This is a genomic window from Cupriavidus sp. 22TCCZM04-2, assembly GCF_057798895.1.
Genome location: NZ_JBYOJS010000010.1, coordinates 94,716 through 110,273, shown reverse-complemented (window position 1 = coordinate 110,273; position 15,558 = coordinate 94,716). Strand labels below are relative to the sequence as shown.

General features: G+C 63.6%; 15 protein-coding genes. 9 read left to right on the top strand and 6 right to left on the bottom strand.

The features are described from left to right. Positions 1-107 precede the first annotated feature (107 nt). The 3 genes from AC3FKG_RS16495 to AC3FKG_RS16485 all read left to right on the top strand — a co-directional run bounded on the left by AC3FKG_RS16495 (position 108) and on the right by AC3FKG_RS16485 (position 2,885). Entirely contained in the window at positions 108-956 is an 849-nt protein-coding gene (locus AC3FKG_RS16495; protein ID WP_488743569.1) for a TauD/TfdA dioxygenase family protein, read from the top strand. 49 nt (positions 957-1,005) lie between these two features. Further along, positions 1,006-1,734, top strand: a complete 729-nt coding sequence (locus tag AC3FKG_RS16490; protein WP_483710643.1) for an SDR family NAD(P)-dependent oxidoreductase — start codon at positions 1,006-1,008, stop codon at positions 1,732-1,734. Between the two features lie 92 nt (positions 1,735-1,826). Beyond that, positions 1,827-2,885 carry an AraC family transcriptional regulator gene (locus AC3FKG_RS16485; protein ID WP_483710644.1) on the top strand — a complete coding sequence of 353 codons (1,059 nt, stop codon included), beginning with the start codon at positions 1,827-1,829 and terminating at the stop codon, positions 2,883-2,885. A gap of 11 nt (positions 2,886-2,896) precedes the next feature. Here the strand turns inward: AC3FKG_RS16485 and AC3FKG_RS16480 are convergent, their stop codons facing one another. The 6 genes from AC3FKG_RS16480 to AC3FKG_RS16455 form a co-directional block, all read right to left on the bottom strand. After that, positions 2,897-3,601, bottom strand: coding sequence for an EthD family reductase (locus AC3FKG_RS16480; RefSeq protein WP_488743568.1), 705 nt, complete (start codon positions 3,599-3,601; stop codon positions 2,897-2,899). After that, positions 3,598-4,458, bottom strand: a complete 861-nt coding sequence (locus AC3FKG_RS16475) for an SDR family NAD(P)-dependent oxidoreductase (protein WP_488743567.1) — start codon at positions 4,456-4,458, stop codon at positions 3,598-3,600. The genes AC3FKG_RS16480 and AC3FKG_RS16475 overlap by 4 nt, the downstream gene beginning before the upstream one ends. A gap of 36 nt (positions 4,459-4,494) precedes the next feature. Continuing rightward, on the bottom strand, positions 4,495-5,514 hold the full coding sequence (locus AC3FKG_RS16470; protein ID WP_483710647.1) for an NADP-dependent oxidoreductase: 1,020 nt from the start codon (positions 5,512-5,514) through the stop codon (positions 4,495-4,497). Positions 5,515-5,589: 75 nt separating this feature from the next. Further along, positions 5,590-6,840, bottom strand: a complete 1,251-nt coding sequence (locus AC3FKG_RS16465) for a serine hydrolase domain-containing protein (protein ID WP_488743566.1) — start codon at positions 6,838-6,840, stop codon at positions 5,590-5,592. A 313-nt stretch (positions 6,841-7,153) separates the two neighbouring features. Continuing rightward, a complete protein-coding gene (locus tag AC3FKG_RS16460) occupies positions 7,154-8,131 on the bottom strand; it encodes a Bug family tripartite tricarboxylate transporter substrate binding protein (RefSeq protein ID WP_483710649.1) in 978 nt (325 codons plus the stop codon). Positions 8,132-8,370: 239 nt separating this feature from the next. Then, positions 8,371-9,348 (bottom strand): NAD-dependent epimerase/dehydratase family protein, encoded by a 978-nt coding sequence (locus AC3FKG_RS16455; RefSeq protein ID WP_488743565.1) that lies wholly within the window; start codon positions 9,346-9,348, stop codon positions 8,371-8,373. A gap of 405 nt (positions 9,349-9,753) precedes the next feature. Here AC3FKG_RS16455 and groES point away from each other — a divergent pair, with 405 nt between their 5' ends. The 6 genes from groES (at position 9,754) to AC3FKG_RS16425 (ending at position 15,513) form a co-directional block, all read left to right on the top strand. Further along, positions 9,754-10,044: a co-chaperone GroES gene (gene groES / locus AC3FKG_RS16450; RefSeq protein ID WP_008644494.1), complete on the top strand. Its 291-nt coding sequence runs from the start codon at positions 9,754-9,756 to the stop codon at positions 10,042-10,044. Between the two features lie 46 nt (positions 10,045-10,090). Next, positions 10,091-11,734 (top strand): chaperonin GroEL, encoded by a 1,644-nt coding sequence (gene groL, locus AC3FKG_RS16445; protein WP_483710651.1) that lies wholly within the window; start codon positions 10,091-10,093, stop codon positions 11,732-11,734. Between the two features lie 514 nt (positions 11,735-12,248). Then, on the top strand, positions 12,249-13,484 hold the full coding sequence (locus tag AC3FKG_RS16440; protein ID WP_483710652.1) for a TadE/TadG family type IV pilus assembly protein: 1,236 nt from the start codon (positions 12,249-12,251) through the stop codon (positions 13,482-13,484). Positions 13,485-13,493: 9 nt separating this feature from the next. Continuing rightward, positions 13,494-13,985 carry a TadE/TadG family type IV pilus assembly protein gene (locus AC3FKG_RS16435; protein WP_483710653.1) on the top strand — a complete coding sequence of 164 codons (492 nt, stop codon included), beginning with the start codon at positions 13,494-13,496 and terminating at the stop codon, positions 13,983-13,985. Then, positions 13,978-14,424 (top strand): TadE/TadG family type IV pilus assembly protein, encoded by a 447-nt coding sequence (locus AC3FKG_RS16430; RefSeq protein WP_483710654.1) that lies wholly within the window; start codon positions 13,978-13,980, stop codon positions 14,422-14,424. Before AC3FKG_RS16435 ends, AC3FKG_RS16430 begins: the two co-directional genes overlap by 8 nt. A 129-nt stretch (positions 14,425-14,553) precedes the next feature. Continuing rightward, positions 14,554-15,513 (top strand): phosphatase PAP2 family protein, encoded by a 960-nt coding sequence (locus tag AC3FKG_RS16425; RefSeq protein WP_488743564.1) that lies wholly within the window; start codon positions 14,554-14,556, stop codon positions 15,511-15,513. The last annotated feature ends 45 nt before the right edge of the window (positions 15,514-15,558 follow it).

The following is a 15,558-nucleotide window of genomic DNA, read 5'->3' as shown; positions in this document are numbered from 1 at the left end:
AATGTAAAGTGGCTGCCCCGGAATGTCAACGCATCGCGCGCGGGTTCTTCAATACTTTGCTTCGACCCATCAGCATCGATCTCTGCCTTCAACCTTTCGGAGTCGCAATGCGAATCGAGCCACTTACCTGTTCCATCGGCGCCGAACTGTCCGGCGTCAGCCTCGCCGACGCGATCCACGATGACGGCGTGTTTGCCGGTATTCGGGAAGCGCTGCTCAGGCATCGTGTGCTGTTCCTGCGCGACCAGGACATCACGGCCGGCGAGCATGTCGCCTTTGCCCGCCGCTTCGGCGAACTCGAAGACCATCCGGTGGCGGGCAGCGACCCCGAGCATCCCGGACTGGTCCGCATCTACAAGAGTCCCAACGAGCCCACGCCGCGCTATGAGAATTCCTGGCACACGGATGCGACCTGGCGCGAAGCTCCGCCGCTTGCCAGCATCCTGCGCTGCCGTGAATGCCCGCCTGTCGGCGGCGACACCATGTGGGTCAACATGGTGCTGGCCTATGAGAACCTGCCGCAACATATCAAGGACCACATCGCCGACCTGCGCGCGCGCCACAGCATCGAGGCAAGTTTCGGCGCGGCCATGCCGATCGAAAAGCGCCTCGCGCTGAAGGCCCAGTATCCGGACGCCGAGCACCCTGTTGTCAGGACGCATCCCGAGACCGGCGAGAAGGTGCTGTTCGTGAACGGCTTTACCACCCACTTTACGAACTTCCATACGCCTGAACGCGTGCGCTTCGGGCAGGACTTCAACCCCGGCGCGGCCGACTTGCTGCGCTACCTGATCACGCAAGCCTACATTCCCGAGTATCAGGTGCGCTGGCGCTGGACTCCGAACAGCGTGGCGCTCTGGGACAACCGCTCGACCCAGCATTACGCGGTCATGGACTACCCGCCGTGCCATCGCAGGATGGACCGGGCCACGGTGATCGGGGATCGCCCGTTCTGAAAGAGACAGACACACCATTGCAACGCAAAGCGAGACTGAGAGACCGACAATGAGCCAGATCGACCCCAACATGCTCAAGGACAAGGTTGCCGTGATCACCGGCGCGGGCCGCGGCATCGGACGCACCATTGCACTGGCCTATGCCAGCGCCGGTGCCGCGGTGGTATGCAGCGCCCGCAGCGAGGCCGACATCGCGCAGACCGCCGCGCTGATCCGCGAAGCGGGTGGCCGGGCCATCGCGCAGACCGTTGACGTGGCGGACTACGAGACCGTCGCGACCCTGTTCCAGCGCGCCAGCGACGCCTTTGGCGGTGTCGATATCGTCATGGCCAATGCCGGTGTCGCGCTCGAGCAGCGCAGGATTGCCGACAGCGATCCGGTGCTCTGGCGCAAGACCATCGATATCAACCTGACGGGCGCCTACCACACCGCCCATGCCGCCATTCCCCACCTGCGCCGCCGCGGTGCGGGCAAGATCATCATGGTCGGCTCCGGCCAGCGCAATCGGCCCAATGCGGGCTTGTCGGCCTACTCGTGCTCCAAGAGCGGCCTGTGGATGCTTACCCAGTCGCTGGCGATGGAACTCCAGGAGGACAACATCAGCGTCAATGAGCTGATACCGGGGCCGGTCAGGACGGACATGACGCGTGACGTTGCCATACCGCCGGGCGAATGGTTCAAGGATCCCGCCGATGTTGTCCCGCTTGCCCTGTTCCTGGCCGGCATGCCCGATTTCGGCCCCAGCGCGCAGAGCTACAGCCTGATGCGCCGCGCCTGACGCCGGACAGGCGACCGACGGACGCGGACACGGTCGCCGCGACAATCGAAGGCTGCAATGGCGTTGCAGCCGCCGCCCGTGCAAGGAGGCCCATGAGCCGTTTAGTCCGCATTGCCACGCTGTCGCGTTATACCGAGGTGGCGCGCTCGGTTGGCCTGGATCCACTGCGGAGCCTGGCAGAAGTGGGACTGCCGCCAAGCTGCCTGGACGACGGCGACAACCTGGTTTCCGCGAGCGCAGTCTGCCGCCTTCTCGAAATGTCCGCGGCAGCGTCCGATGCCGAAGACTTCGGCCTGCGCATGGGAGAGGGCCGTCAATTGTCGGTACTGGGGCCGCTCGGCATGGCCGTGCGAGATTCGCGGACGCTGCGCGATGCGCTAGGCGCGATGGTGCGCTACATCACGTTGCACAGCGAGGCTCTATTCCTCGGCGTGGAAGAACGGGAGGGCGCTCTTGTCATCCGCGTGTCGCTGATGGTCGAGCATTCCGGGTCGACACGCCAGGCCGACGAAATGGTAGTCGTGTCGCTTTACCGGATGCTTCAGGAGCTGATCGGTCAACGGTGGCGCGCGCGGCGTATCTGCCTTGCGCATGGCGCCCCGAGAAATCCGGCGGCGCACGCGCGCGTGTTCGGCCAGGCCGTGGATTTCGGTTGCGACTTCAACGGCATTGTCTGCGAGCTGAAGGACATGGAGGCAGTGCCGCGCTCCGCGCGCCCGGAGCTGGCGCAGTACGCCCATGCCTATCTGGACTCACTGAGTGCGCGTGCGACGCTGTCCATGACAGAAAAAGTCCGGCGCATGGTGCTGTCCTTGCTCTCGTCGGGCAACTGCAGTGTGGAGCGCGTCGCCAGCCAGCTCGGCGTCGACCGGCGCACGGTCCACCGCAAGCTGCTGCAGGAAGGCTCGACCTTTAGCACCATTCTCGATGAGGTCCGTGCCTTGCAGGCGGTGCAGTATCTCCGGGATCCGGACCGCGCGGTCAGCTACGTGGCCGTGTTGCTCGGGTTTTCAATGCAGAGCGCGTTCTCGCGTTGGTTCCGTGGCCATTTTGGCTGCAGCCCCAGTGCATGGCGCACCGATGGCATGCAGCCGGTGGGACCGCTTCCGCTGCAACAGCTACTGGTGGCGAGCCCTGAGCAGCGGGTGTAGTGCGGTCTTGTTCAGGCCGCTTGCGGCCAGACAATGCGGTGCTCAGCTTCAATCGACAGCGTCACGGCGGCGTTGGTATCGATAAAGTTCGCTTCGTCCGGCTTGACTGATTCCCGGAAGAGCGGGGAGCACACCGCTTCCTGCAGCGCGGCATCGTCCTCGAACCAGATCTGCGCCGCGCCGTCGAACCGCGGCTCGCCTTGCTCACAGGCATCGGCACAGGCGGCCGGCAGCGTGGCACTCTGGACATAGCGGCGCAGACCCGGCACCGACGCGGCCAATGGCCCATGCGTGCCGCGCCAGTAGCGCAGCATGTCCGCGCGGCCAAGATTCGCCTTGCGCTTGAAGAAGGTCATTCGCTTTGGCAACGATTCGTCCCTGGCGATCGATGCGCCGGCATGTACGACGTGATCCGTTGTGTGCAGACGCACGCAGAGCCCGGGGTCGACCAGTTTGCCAGCGCCCGCCAGCGCCGACCCGGCATACTCCGCGCTGTGCAGGAGCGCATCGAGAGCCGCACTATCGTCGACCCAGATCTCGTCCACGGTATCGTAGTGCGCAGCCTGACCGGGGACCGCACGGACGGTGTTCTGGACGTAGCGCCGCACACCGGGCAAGTCCGCCGCCAGCGGCGCATGCGCTTCTCGCCAGTAGCGCAGGAAATCGTGGCGGTCCACATCGGGGCGCCGCGTGCAGAGGAAGATGAGATGAATCATGTCGTGGGCGCTCCGGTGGTGATGGCGGGCGCGCGCTCCAGCGCGCCGAGAATCCGCGCGAATCGTGCTTCCAGGCGCGGCTTCATGCGTGTCGGCGTGAAGATGTAGAACTCGCCTGCCCGAATCGCCTCCAGTGTCTGGCTGGCCACCAGTTCCGGCGCCGTGCCAGCGGCAACGCTGGCACGGAACGATTCGCTCGTATGGCTTGAGCGTTCGGCGATGGGGGTCTTCACCGGGCCAGGACAAAGCACCGAGACGCCAATGCCGGTGCCGCGGAGTTCCTGCTCGAGTGCCTCGGAGAGGGCCACCACGCTGTATTTCGTGGCCGCGTAGGCGCCCATGGGAAAGTCGCCATTTACCCAGAAGCCCGCGCCTGACGCCGTGTTGACAAAATGCGCCGGCTCGCCGTGCCGGCGCAGCAGCGGCAGGAAATGACGGATACCGTGAATCACGCCAAACACGTTGATGCCGAACGCGCGGGTCCAGTCCTGCTCCGATAGCGAAGCCAGTTCGCCGCTCATATCGATGCCGGCGTTGTTGAAGACCAGGTGGATGCGCCCCAGTTTCGCCGCGAACTCCGCCGCCGCATCGCGCACGTCCGCATCGGAGGAAACATCCAGTACGCGCGTGCAGATGCGCCTGCCGGTCGATGCGAGCCGTTCGCGTGCAGCGTCAAGCCCGTGCGCGTCGATGTCGGCCAGCGCAAGGTCGGCGCCGCGCGCCGCCAGTGCCTCGGCCAGTGCCAGGCCGATGCCCGACGCGGCGCCTGTGATGATTGCCGTCTTGCCCTGAAAGTCCTGAAGGCGGGGGCGGGCGTCCGGCCGGGACTCGTTGCCGCCGATGTCTGTATGAATCATGGATATTGGTGGTTAAGGGCTGCGCGGCCGCGGTATTCAGCCGATTACGGATTCTGGCGCGAGGCGGACAAGCTGCTTGCCGGTGTTCTTGCCGGTAAACAGGCGGTTCAGGGCGGCGGGCGCCTGCTCGATGCCGTCAACGATGTCGACGCGGTACTTGAGCCGGCCGTCCCTGACCCATTTCGCCAGGGCTTCCGCGGCTTCGTGGAACCGCGAACGGTAGTCGGCAATAAGGAAGCCTTCGATGCGGGCGCGTTTCATGATGACGTTGCGGAACAGCTTCGGGCTCCACCAGTCGCCGCTTGCGTTGTAAGTCGAGATCATCCCGCACAGGGCGATGCGGGCGCCCGGATTGATCAGGGCCAGCACGGCATCCATGGTGTCCCCGCCCACGTTCTCGAAATCGACGTCGATGCCGTCCGGGCAGGCGTCGCGAAGATCGGCAAGCAGGTTGCCGCCCTTGTAGTCGACACAGGCATCGAGGCCGAACTCATCCCTGACGAGTTGGCATTTGGCCCGGCCACCGGCGACGCCCACCACCCGGCAGCCGAGTATCTTGCCGATCTGGCCGGCGATCGAGCCGACGCCGCCCGCGGCGGCCGACACTACGATGGTCTCGCCAGCCTTGGGTCTGGCAATGTCGAGCATGCCGAAATAGGCGGTCATGCCGGAGCTGCCAAGCACGCTCGCATACGCAGGCAGGGGCAGGCCGTACTCCACCGGGACGCGCCGCGCGGTCCGCGTTACCGAGTACTCTTCCCACGCCATGCCACCTTCGACGATGTCGCCAGGCCTGAACTCCGGGTGGCGGGATTCGATGACGACGCCCATGGTGACGCCGCGCATCACCTCGCCCAGCGCCACCGGGGCCATGTACTGGTCGATCTCGCTCATCCAGACGCGGTTGGTCGGCGCTACCATGAGATAGATGTTGCGCACCAGGATCTCGCCGTCGCGCGGTTGTGGCAGCGGTGTTTCAACGAGCTGCAGGTCGTTGTCGCCGATATCGCCGACGGGGCGCTGCCTGAGGATCCAGCGCCGGTTCATTGTCTTCATGCTTGCTCCTCCATAATTTGTGCCTGGTGCGGTGTGCGCGGGCCGCACTGCCGGTCGCCGTAACGCGCTCGCTGCTCAGTCTTCCAACGCGCCATATACGATGTTGCGCAACAGGGACCGGTATCCGACGCGCGTCGCCAGGTCGTTTTCCTGAAGCATCAGGATGGCGACCAGTTGCTCGTGCGGATCCGCCCAGAAATAGGTCCCGAGGGCGCCGCCCCAGTAGAAATCGCCGTCGGATCCCGGCACCGGGCTCAGGCCCTGCGCGGTGCGTACGCCCACTGCCAGGCCGTGGCCCTGGCCGAGATCGGGCAATGGCGCGTTGATGCCGAGCCCGGTGGTCGAGCTGCCATAGCGCGTGGTCGGGGGCAGATGGTTGCCGAGCATCAAGGCGACGGTCTTCCTGGAGAGCAGGCGCACGCCATCGAGCACACCGCCGTTGAGGAGCATCTGGCAGAAGCGCGCGTAGTCGCCGGCCGTGGACAGCAGGCCGGCGCCACCGGAATGCCAGCGAGGCGGGTCGTGCTCGTCGTAGTCGAACAGGGCGGTCGATTTGCCGGATGCGCCGGATGGCAGTGCCAGGCCGGCGCCGTCCCGGCGCTTCAGCCCGAAGGCCGTTGCATGCATGCGCAGCGGCTGGGTCACGCGCTCCGCGACGAAGCGGGCCAGGTCCATGCCCGAGACAATCTCGATGACGCGGCCGAGCACGTCGGTGGACATGCCATATTCGAACACCTCGCCTGGCTGGCATTGCAACGGGATGGCCGCCAGCTTTGCGACCATCTCGGCATTGGTCTGCCCGGGGTCCATCGTGCCGCTTTCGCGATACTGCCGCTGCACCAGCGAATCGCCAAACTGCCCGTATGTCAGGCCGGACGTGTGCCGGAACAGGTCGTGGACGGTCATGGCGCGGCGCACCGGTTCGAGCACAAGGCGGCGCCCGCCGGGTTTCCCGTCGGCCGTCTCGACGCCTACCTGGAGGTGCGCGAATTCCGGGAGGTAGCGTTCGACCGGATCGTTCAGGGCCAGTCGGCCTTCTTCCATCAGTATCAGCGCCGCCACGCCAGTGACGGGCCGGGTCATCGCAGCAAGGCGAAAGACGGAGTGGCGCTGCATCGGACGGCGCGGTGTATCCGCATGCTCGAAGCCGAACGCCTCGAACCAGGCGATCCGGCCCTTGCGCGCAACCAGCACGACGGCGCCCGGGATCTTGCCACGGTCGACATCGGCATTGAGCACCGATGAAATCGACTGCAGCCGCCGCGCGGACAGCCCTACCTCTTCAGGGGTATCAGCCTGGTCGAGGGCACAGGTCTCGAATGGCAATGCTGGCTCCTTCATGTTTCCCGGCGCGCGTCCGGGTGGCAGGTATCGCGGCATCAGCGCCCTGCGCTGCGCCGTAAGGCATGTGTACCGAGTCTAGGGAAGCAGGCGGCCGGGCGGATGATGGTGCGGGTCTTCGACGTGACCGTTGGGGACATTGCGTATCCGGGGGACACGCGGGCGACGGGCGCCGGGGAAGACGGAGCGCAACCGGCGAAGCTTGAATGATTGCGGCAGATCGCCGCGATGATCGTCGGTGACTGAGCGCGAGCTCCGGCAGGAAGGCGGCAGCCAACGCCGCCGGAGCCGCGGTCCGTCAGGGCTGGATGTTATAGGTCTTCACGATGGCGGCATTGCGATCGTATTCGGCGCGCAAGGCCTGGCCAAGCTGAGCCGGGGTTTGCGCCGGTACGGTCTCGAAGCCGAGCCCGAGAATCCGCTCCTGCACCTTGGGCGTCGAGGCCGCCCTGTAGACGGCAGCCTGGATTTTCTGGACCACGTCCGCCGGCACCTTGGACGATACGAACACGCCCGCCCAGTTGTTGAAGTCAATGTCCGGATAGCCCAGCTCGGCAAAGGTCGGGACTTGCGGCAGCAGCGGCGAACGCTGTTTCGCGGCCAGGGCATAGCCCTGCAGCTTGCCGGCCTTGATCATCGGCAGCGAGGTCACCATGCCGTCGTACATCACCGCGATCTGTCCGCCCATGACCTGTGTCAGCGCCGGCGGAGAGCCGGCGAAGGGCACGTGCTGCAGATCCATGCCAGCTTTCTGGTTCATGATCAGGCCAGCATAGTGGGCGACGGTGCCCGCGCTGTAGGAAGCAAAACTGAGCTGGCCCGAATGGGCCTTTACATAGCTGATCAGGCTCGGCAGGTCCTTGGGCGGCAAGGTCGTCGAGCCGACCAGCAGGAGAGTCGACCTGGCCACCGCGGCCACCGGCTTCACGTCCTTCATCGGATCGTAAGAGACCTTCATCACATGCGGGATCTCCGTGAGCACATTGGTGGTCGACACCAGGATGGTCTGCCCATCGGCCGGCGCCGCCAGCAACGTGTTCATCGCAATGCCGCCGCCGGCCCCCGGCTTGTTGTCGACCACCACGGACTGGCCCAGTTCGGCTGTGATCGCTTCGGACAGCACGCGTGCCAGCACATCCATGGTGCCGCCGGCAGGCGCGGGGACCAGCACCCGGACGGGCTTGTTGGTCCATGCCATGGCGACGGGCATGGACAGGGCCAGGACAGCGCAGACGGCGGCGCGGCGCACGCAGTTCAGGGTAGGGCGGATTGGCATAGATGTCTCCCCGTTATGGGTGTGGTCTCGAAATGGGTGCCATGGACGACGGCAGTCGTGCGAGAAGTATGGGTGGGCGGCGCAAAGCGTCTTAACATTCAGGGGCAAATATTTGACATTTCGGGACAGTTAGGGAAAGCCCAATCCGGGGATGCCCTCGGAGGCAATGTGGGAAAACGGGGAAATGCGTCGGGGAATGCGCAGATCGTGGCGCGACGGCACCGCCGCGGCAAACGGAATCAGATGTCGCGGATTGCGCCGCTGGCGATCCCGCTGCGGAAGAGTCTGAAGGTCTCGCTTACTGCTTCGCGCAGCGGCGTGCGGGGCAGGGGACCAATCACATTCTCCAGCGCGGTCGCGTCGTAGTCTTCGGGCAGTCCGAGCGATGGCCCGGCGAACGTGATCGTTCCGCGCGCTTCCGGTATGACCGACTCGATCGTCTCGACGACTTCGCCCATGTCTGCGACGCTGCCGTGGATATTGAAGACGTCAGCGCCGCGATAGCCGGAACGTGCGCACGCGATGAACATGCGCGCAAGGTCGTCGGCATAGTGAATCTGGCTGCGGCCGCTGTATCGAATATGGAAACGACGCGCGAGCGCTGCCGCCAGGACCGCCTGGGTGGGCGCCGCGGTCAGGCCATAGTCTCTTCCGGCGCCGAATACTGTTGCCGGGCGAAGGCCGATGCTGGAGACGCCTCTGTCCTGGTAATACACGCGCGCCATGCCCTCTTCTGCCTGCTTGAACACACCATAGAGGGTCGTCGGATGCCCGCGGGTGTGGTGCAGGACGGTTGCATCGCTCGCCGCGCCGCAACTGTCGTACACCGCGATCGATGACGCGTACACGATGCCGGCGATCCGCTGGGCGCGCCGCGCCACTGCCTCGAACAGATTCACGCCGCCCAGCACGTTGACGCGGGCCCCCAGCAGGGGATCGGCCTTGAACCTTGGGTGAATCAGCGCCGCCAGGTGAATGACATGCGTGATGCGATACCTGTCCAGTGTTGCCTCGAGCAGGCCCAGGTCCGTGATGTCGCCGCGAACCATCTCGACGCGCGACAGATGTGCGTCGTCCATCAACAGGCGCAGGCGCCGGACATCGTTGTCCGCGTCAAAGGCAACGACCGGCACGCCTTCCTGTACGAGCCGGCGCACCGTCCATGCGCCGATACATCCCAGTGCCCCGGTTACCAGAAATCGCTCAGAGTTCGCCATCGTTGCCTGTCACCGGTTGCGGGCACCGCCACGTGCCCGGAATGAACTGTCAGCATTCTAGGAAGGCCATCGCCATCGGGATTGACGTGGCGGGGCGCCGGCGTGACAGCCGGGGACATTGCGCGAGGAGTTCAGGCTGGCGCGGGAAGCCGTAAGAGGCCAGGGTTGAACGAATCTCGCCACCTCGCCACCTTCGCCTCCGCGTCACTAAAGGCCCCCGACACCCACCAAGGGAAAACCCCCATCAAGTCGCTGTCTTGAAATGGCCATACCGCGTCCCTATAATTAGCACTCGCTGGGGGTGAGTGCTAACAGCCCCCTGCGGTACCCGAAATTCCGCGGCCGCCGACCCTGATCGCGGCTCGCTTGTGAATCAAAACTCACTTTTGTATCTAGGAGTCCCGTATGAATCTGCGTCCTTTGCACGACCGTGTGATCGTGAAGCGTCTGGACAACGAAACCAAGACCGCGTCCGGTATCGTGATTCCCGACAACGCCGCCGAGAAGCCGGATCAAGGCGAAGTGCTGGCCATCGGCCCGGGCAAGAAGGATGACAAGGGCAACAACATTGCCCTCGACGTCAAGGTGGGTGACCGTGTGCTGTTCGGCAAGTATGCCGGCCAGGGCGTGAAGGTCGATGGCCAGGAACTGCTGGTCATGCGCGAAGAAGACATCATGGCCGTGGTGAACAAGTAATTACTTGTTGACGACTAGCACCGTACCGAATTAGGAGAATCAGAACATGGCAGCAAAAGACGTAGTATTTGGCGACGCCGCCCGTGCCAAGATGGTCGAAGGCGTGAACATCCTCGCCAACGCAGTGAAGGTTACGCTGGGTCCGAAGGGCCGCAACGTGGTGCTGGAGCGCAGCTTCGGCGGCCCGACCGTGACCAAGGACGGCGTGTCCGTGGCCAAGGAAATCGAGCTGAAGGACAAGCTGCAGAACATGGGCGCCCAGATGGTCAAGGAAGTGGCTTCCAAGACCAGCGACAACGCCGGTGACGGTACCACCACCGCTACCGTTCTGGCCCAGTCGATCGTGCGCGAAGGCATGAAGTTCGTCGCCGCCGGCATGAACCCGATGGACCTGAAGCGCGGTATCGACAAGGCTGTCGGCGCCGCCGTGGAAGAGCTGAAGAAGATCAGCAAGCCCACCACCACCAGCAAGGAAATCGCCCAGGTTGGCGCGATCTCGGCCAACAGCGACGCCTCGATCGGCGAGCGCATTGCCGAAGCCATGGACAAGGTCGGCAAGGAAGGCGTGATCACCGTCGAAGACGGCAAGTCGCTGGCCGACGAGCTGGAAGTCGTGGAAGGCATGCAGTTCGACCGCGGCTACCTGTCGCCGTACTTCATCAACAACCCGGAAAAGCAGGTTGTCCAGCTGGACAACCCGTTCGTGCTGCTGTTCGACAAGAAGGTGTCGAACATCCGCGACCTGCTGCCGGTGCTGGAGCAAGTGGCCAAGGCCGGCCGCCCGCTGCTGATCATCGCTGAAGACGTCGAAGGCGAAGCCCTGGCGACCCTGGTGGTCAACAACATCCGTGGCATCCTGAAGACCGCCGCCGTCAAGGCTCCGGGCTTCGGCGACCGCCGCAAGGCCATGCTGGAAGACATCGCCATCCTGACCGGCGGCACCGTCATCGCCGAAGAAATCGGCCTGACGCTGGAAAAGGCGACCCTGAACGACCTCGGCCAGGCCAAGCGCATCGAGATCGGCAAGGAAAACACCATCATCATCGACGGTGCCGGCGACGCTGGTGCGATCGAAGGCCGTGTCAAGCAGATCCGCGCCCAGATCGAAGAAGCGACTTCGGATTACGACCGTGAAAAGCTGCAAGAGCGCGTGGCCAAGCTGGCCGGCGGTGTTGCCGTGATCAAGGTTGGCGCTGCCACCGAAGTCGAAATGAAGGAAAAGAAGGCCCGCGTCGAAGACGCCCTGCACGCTACCCGCGCTGCAGTGGAAGAAGGCATCGTCCCCGGCGGCGGTGTGGCCCTGCTGCGTGCCCGCGCTGCGATCTCGGCACTGACCGGTGAAAACCCGGACCAGAACGCCGGTATCAAGATCGTGCTGCGCGCCATGGAAGAGCCGCTGCGCCAGATCGTGCTGAACGCTGGTGAAGAAGCTTCGGTCGTCGTTGCCAAGGTTATCGAAGGCAAGGGCAACTACGGCTACAACGCGGCTTCGGGCGAGTACGGCGACCTGGTGGAAATGGGCGTGCTGGACCCGACCAAGGTCACCCGCACCGCACTGCAGAACGCTGCTTCGGTGGCTTCGCTGATGCTGACCACGGATTGCGCCGTTGCTGAAACGCCGAAGGAAGAGTCGGCTCCGGCAATGCCGGGCGGCATGGGCGGCATGGGCGGCATGGAAGGCATGATGTAATTTGTGCCGACCGACTGCCTTAACGGGCAGGCTGTCTGAAAAAACCCCCGCAAGCGAAAGCTTGCGGGGGTTTTTGCTTGTGTCGAAGTCATGTTGGCGCGCGCTGTTTGCCTCGATGCGGTGACGCCTTTTCGCCAGAGGTATGAATCAACTCTGCAACACGCTGCGGACTTAGCCGGGGCAGCACAGGTGCCTCAATACGGCTAAGCGTTGCAGTAAGTGCATCCACTGGCACTATTGAGCCGGCTACGCCAGACCCTGTCTGGTCGCAGAACCTACGCCAGCCCTCACGGCGTCCTGTGTTCTCGTTCCCGCGTTTCATTTCTTGATCGCTTCCCGGCTGACAGCCGGGCGGCCCGTTCCCCCATTGGATCGATACCAATTGCCGTACGCATCGCCAAGAATGCATGTACGTCGGTAGGGCTTGGGAAGTTTCGCCGGGGTAATGGCTATTCGGACCCGTTCCCGCAATTCGCCCCATCGTGCTCACATGAATATCCAAGGGCGAAGCCATATGTCCAGGTACGACAACAAGAAGGAAAGAGGGGTCATTCTTCCGATTGTGGGCCTGACCCTCGCCGTGCTGCTCGGCATGGCCGGGCTGGTCATCGACCTTGGGGCCATGTTCGTTGCCAAGACCGAGCTGCAGTCGGCCGTCGACAGCTGCGCGCTGGCGGCGGCGCAGGAACTGGATGGCGCCGCGGATGCCCTGACACGGGCGACCAGCGCCGGCCTGACCGCCGGGAACGCCAACAAGGTTCAATACCAGAAGGCATCTGCATCGCTCATTGACACGGATGTCACGTTCAGCGACTCGCTCACCGGCGCATTCAGTTCGACGTTCACGCCGGTGGCCAATGCGCGCTACGCCAAGTGCAACCACCTGACCAGCGGGATCGTGGCTTTCCTGATCCAGATGGTTGGTGGGCCAACCAGCAATGCCGTGGCCGCCGTAGGCGTTGCCACGCGTACCCACGCTCAGAGCACCTGTCCGATCCCTGTTGGCCTGCTCCCGAAATCCGGCGGGACTTCGCCCGACTATGGCTTCGCGGTTGGCGAATGGGTGCCGGTACTCTACGACGGGACGAAGACGGCTGGTCCCGGGGAAATGGGGTGGTACAACCTGGACGGCTCGACCAATGCCAATGAGACAAAGAACGAGATGTCGGTCGGGTATTGCAATTCCAAGGTCAACGATACGCTGCGGACCCCGGGCGCAAAAGTCGCGGTCGACGATCAGTGGAACGGCCGCTTCGGCATCTACAAGAACAATGGAGACATGCAGACGTTGCGGCCTGATTTCACAGGCTATGCCTACACGATCAAGAACTGGCCCAATGGCAGGAACGCGTATACCGGCACATCCGGCGGAGCCGACCCGACTGCGGTCAACTTCAAAGCCAAGCGGCTCACCTTCGCCAGCTATGCCGATACAGGCACGGATGTAAAAGCCGGCGACAACATTACTGGCCTCAACATGATGGGAGGCTACAAGAACCTGGCCTCACCAGGCAGCACGGGGGACATCGCCAAGCTGGGGATGAGCCGTCGCCTTGTCATCGTGCCGGTGGTTTCGTCATCGAAAGTGGCTGATTTTGCCTGCATGCTCATGTTGCAGCCGATCAGCGGTCCGACAGATACCGTGCAGTTCGAATACCTCGGCAACGCCGCGAGCATCAGCAGTCCTTGCACGACCAACGGCCTGGCCGGCGGCAATTTCGGCCCCATGATTCCGGCGCTCGTACAGTAGGGGGAATCGATGAAACAGCGACAAAAAGGCGTAGCGCTCGTCGAGTTCGCCATCACCATCTCACTGCTGCTGGCGATCTGCTTTGCAGTCACCGAGTTTGGCCGCGCCATCTATACGTACAACACGCTGGCCAAGTCGGTCCGTGATGCAGCCCGCTATCTGAGTACGCAGGCAGCGGGCAACGCGGCGGCACATGCCATGGCACAGCAGCTGGTGGTCTACGGTACTCCGGTGGTGACCAATAACCAGGCGACGCTGGTGCCGGGCCTGACCATCGGCATGGTCAGCATTTGCGACGCGGCGGATCCGACCTGTACTTCCAATATGGGTCAGGGCAGCAATCCTGCCATCAACACGGTTACGGTACGGATCTCCGGCTATACGTTTACACCGCTGCTGGACCTGTTTGGCTTCACGCGGTTCTACACCGGCGGCAGCAATTCCCTGACGTCGATTTCCTTCAGCGACATCTCAGCCACGATGAGGCAGGCATATGAATAGGCATCAGCGGGGTGCGACGGCCGTGGAGTTTGCGCTCGTCGCAGTGCTCTTCTTTGCGGTGCTTCTTGGAATACTGGAGTTCGGGCGCGTTCTGTTCACCTGGAACTCCGTGGCGGAAGCCACGCGGTGGGGCGCAAGGCAGGCCGTGGTGTGCGGGCGAGGATCGGGATCAGTGCTCAGCCGGATGCAACAGATCGTTCCGAGTCTCTCGTCCAGCAATGTCGCTGTTACCTGGTACGACGCGAACGGCATCAGCGCAAGTTGCGACAGCACATCCTGTACCGGGGTTTCCGTCAGCGTGACAGGGATGAGCGCTTCCCCGGTATCACCGGCGGCATGGATCGGGTTCTCTTCCGGCCTGACAGTACCCGGATTCGTGACCTATCTTCCACGGGAAATCATGGGGCAGGATCCTGGAAGCGGCACTGTATGCAGCTAGGATCCCAGCGTCCCAAACCGCAACGCGGCAAGAAGGGCGGGTCGGCTAGCCGAAAGTTTGCGAGTGGATGCACCATGCCTCCTCGGCAGGGCCTAGATTTCCGTCCGAACGGTTCCGGGGGACTGCAAAATGACAACTGATACTCAGGTGTTTACCCGGGGCGATGCTATCCGATGGGCGTTTGTGCTCGTGATTCTTGCGCTGGATTTCGTCTGGCTGATTGTCAGCGGGCATTCGGTCACGCATGGCAGTCTGGTCGCGCAATGCGTGGCCGTGGCCATCCTGGGGGGCATCGCCTTCGTGCTGAATTTGATTGCAGGCCTCCCACGCGTAACGACTACAACGCGCGGACTTCACTACCGACGGCTGGCGCTGGTAGCGCAGTGTGGCGCGTTGATGGTTGCCTTCACCAGTGTCATGAGTGTCTTGTCCTACTTGCTTGTCACGCTCGCTCCTCCATTGGTGGACACCAAACTGGCGGCATTGGATACGATGCTGGGCTTTGACTGGCCGCGGGCCTATGCCTGGGTGCGGTCGCATTGGACACTTAGCTTCGTCCTGCAGCTGGCCTATGCCAGCGGTTTGCCTCAACTGGTGCTGGTGCCAATGCTGATCGGTCTGCTTGGGCGGGCTGCCTACTTGCGGGAGTTTCTTTCCAACCTGATGCTCTCATGTGTGCTGCTGCTGCTGATCGCGGCTCCATGGCCGGCGGCCGGAGCCTTTGTTTTTTTCGGCGTGGCGAGCCCTGCAGAGATGGCTACCGTTTCTCACTTCAGCGTGCTGCGAGAAGGATCGATGCGGGTGTTCGACCTTGCGCAAATGCAAGGCCTGATATCGCTTCCGTCGTATCACACGGCCATGGCGCTGTTCTTTGTGCAAGCGATGCGCTGGACGCGCGTGGGCGTGGTGATCATCGGCCTGCTTAACCTGTTGATGATCATGTCGACCCCCACCGAAGGTGGTCACTATCTTGTCGATGTCGTGGCTGGCGTGGGATTGTGGGCGCTGACTGCTGGCGCGCTGCACTTGCTTGCCCACAGGAGCACGCCGGCAAGGGCGGAGCCCGCTGCAGCGCCTCAGCCGGTCTGAGCCGGGGCGCATCGCGTGCCCGCTTCGCACTTTGGCTGGCCCGTT

What these genes read in the sequence shown, in the direction of transcription:
- AC3FKG_RS16495 (WP_488743569.1), top strand. Translation starts at nt 108, where the DNA reads ATGCGAATCGAGCCACTTACCTGTTCCATCGGCGCCGAACTGTCCGGC.
- AC3FKG_RS16490 (WP_483710643.1), top strand. Translation starts at nt 1,006, where the DNA reads ATGAGCCAGATCGACCCCAACATGCTCAAGGACAAGGTTGCCGTGATC.
- AC3FKG_RS16485 (WP_483710644.1), top strand. Translation starts at nt 1,827, where the DNA reads ATGAGCCGTTTAGTCCGCATTGCCACGCTGTCGCGTTATACCGAGGTG.
- AC3FKG_RS16480 (WP_488743568.1), bottom strand. Translation starts at nt 3,601, where the DNA reads ATGATTCATCTCATCTTCCTCTGCACGCGGCGCCCCGATGTGGACCGC.
- AC3FKG_RS16475 (WP_488743567.1), bottom strand. Translation starts at nt 4,458, where the DNA reads ATGATTCATACAGACATCGGCGGCAACGAGTCCCGGCCGGACGCCCGC.
- AC3FKG_RS16470 (WP_483710647.1), bottom strand. Translation starts at nt 5,514, where the DNA reads ATGAAGACAATGAACCGGCGCTGGATCCTCAGGCAGCGCCCCGTCGGC.
- AC3FKG_RS16460 (WP_483710649.1), bottom strand. Translation starts at nt 8,131, where the DNA reads ATGCCAATCCGCCCTACCCTGAACTGCGTGCGCCGCGCCGCCGTCTGC.
- AC3FKG_RS16455 (WP_488743565.1), bottom strand. Translation starts at nt 9,348, where the DNA reads ATGGCGAACTCTGAGCGATTTCTGGTAACCGGGGCACTGGGATGTATC.
- groES (WP_008644494.1), top strand. Translation starts at nt 9,754, where the DNA reads ATGAATCTGCGTCCTTTGCACGACCGTGTGATCGTGAAGCGTCTGGAC.
- groL (WP_483710651.1), top strand. Translation starts at nt 10,091, where the DNA reads ATGGCAGCAAAAGACGTAGTATTTGGCGACGCCGCCCGTGCCAAGATG.
- AC3FKG_RS16440 (WP_483710652.1), top strand. Translation starts at nt 12,249, where the DNA reads ATGTCCAGGTACGACAACAAGAAGGAAAGAGGGGTCATTCTTCCGATT.
- AC3FKG_RS16435 (WP_483710653.1), top strand. Translation starts at nt 13,494, where the DNA reads ATGAAACAGCGACAAAAAGGCGTAGCGCTCGTCGAGTTCGCCATCACC.
- AC3FKG_RS16430 (WP_483710654.1), top strand. Translation starts at nt 13,978, where the DNA reads ATGAATAGGCATCAGCGGGGTGCGACGGCCGTGGAGTTTGCGCTCGTC.
- AC3FKG_RS16425 (WP_488743564.1), top strand. Translation starts at nt 14,554, where the DNA reads ATGACAACTGATACTCAGGTGTTTACCCGGGGCGATGCTATCCGATGG.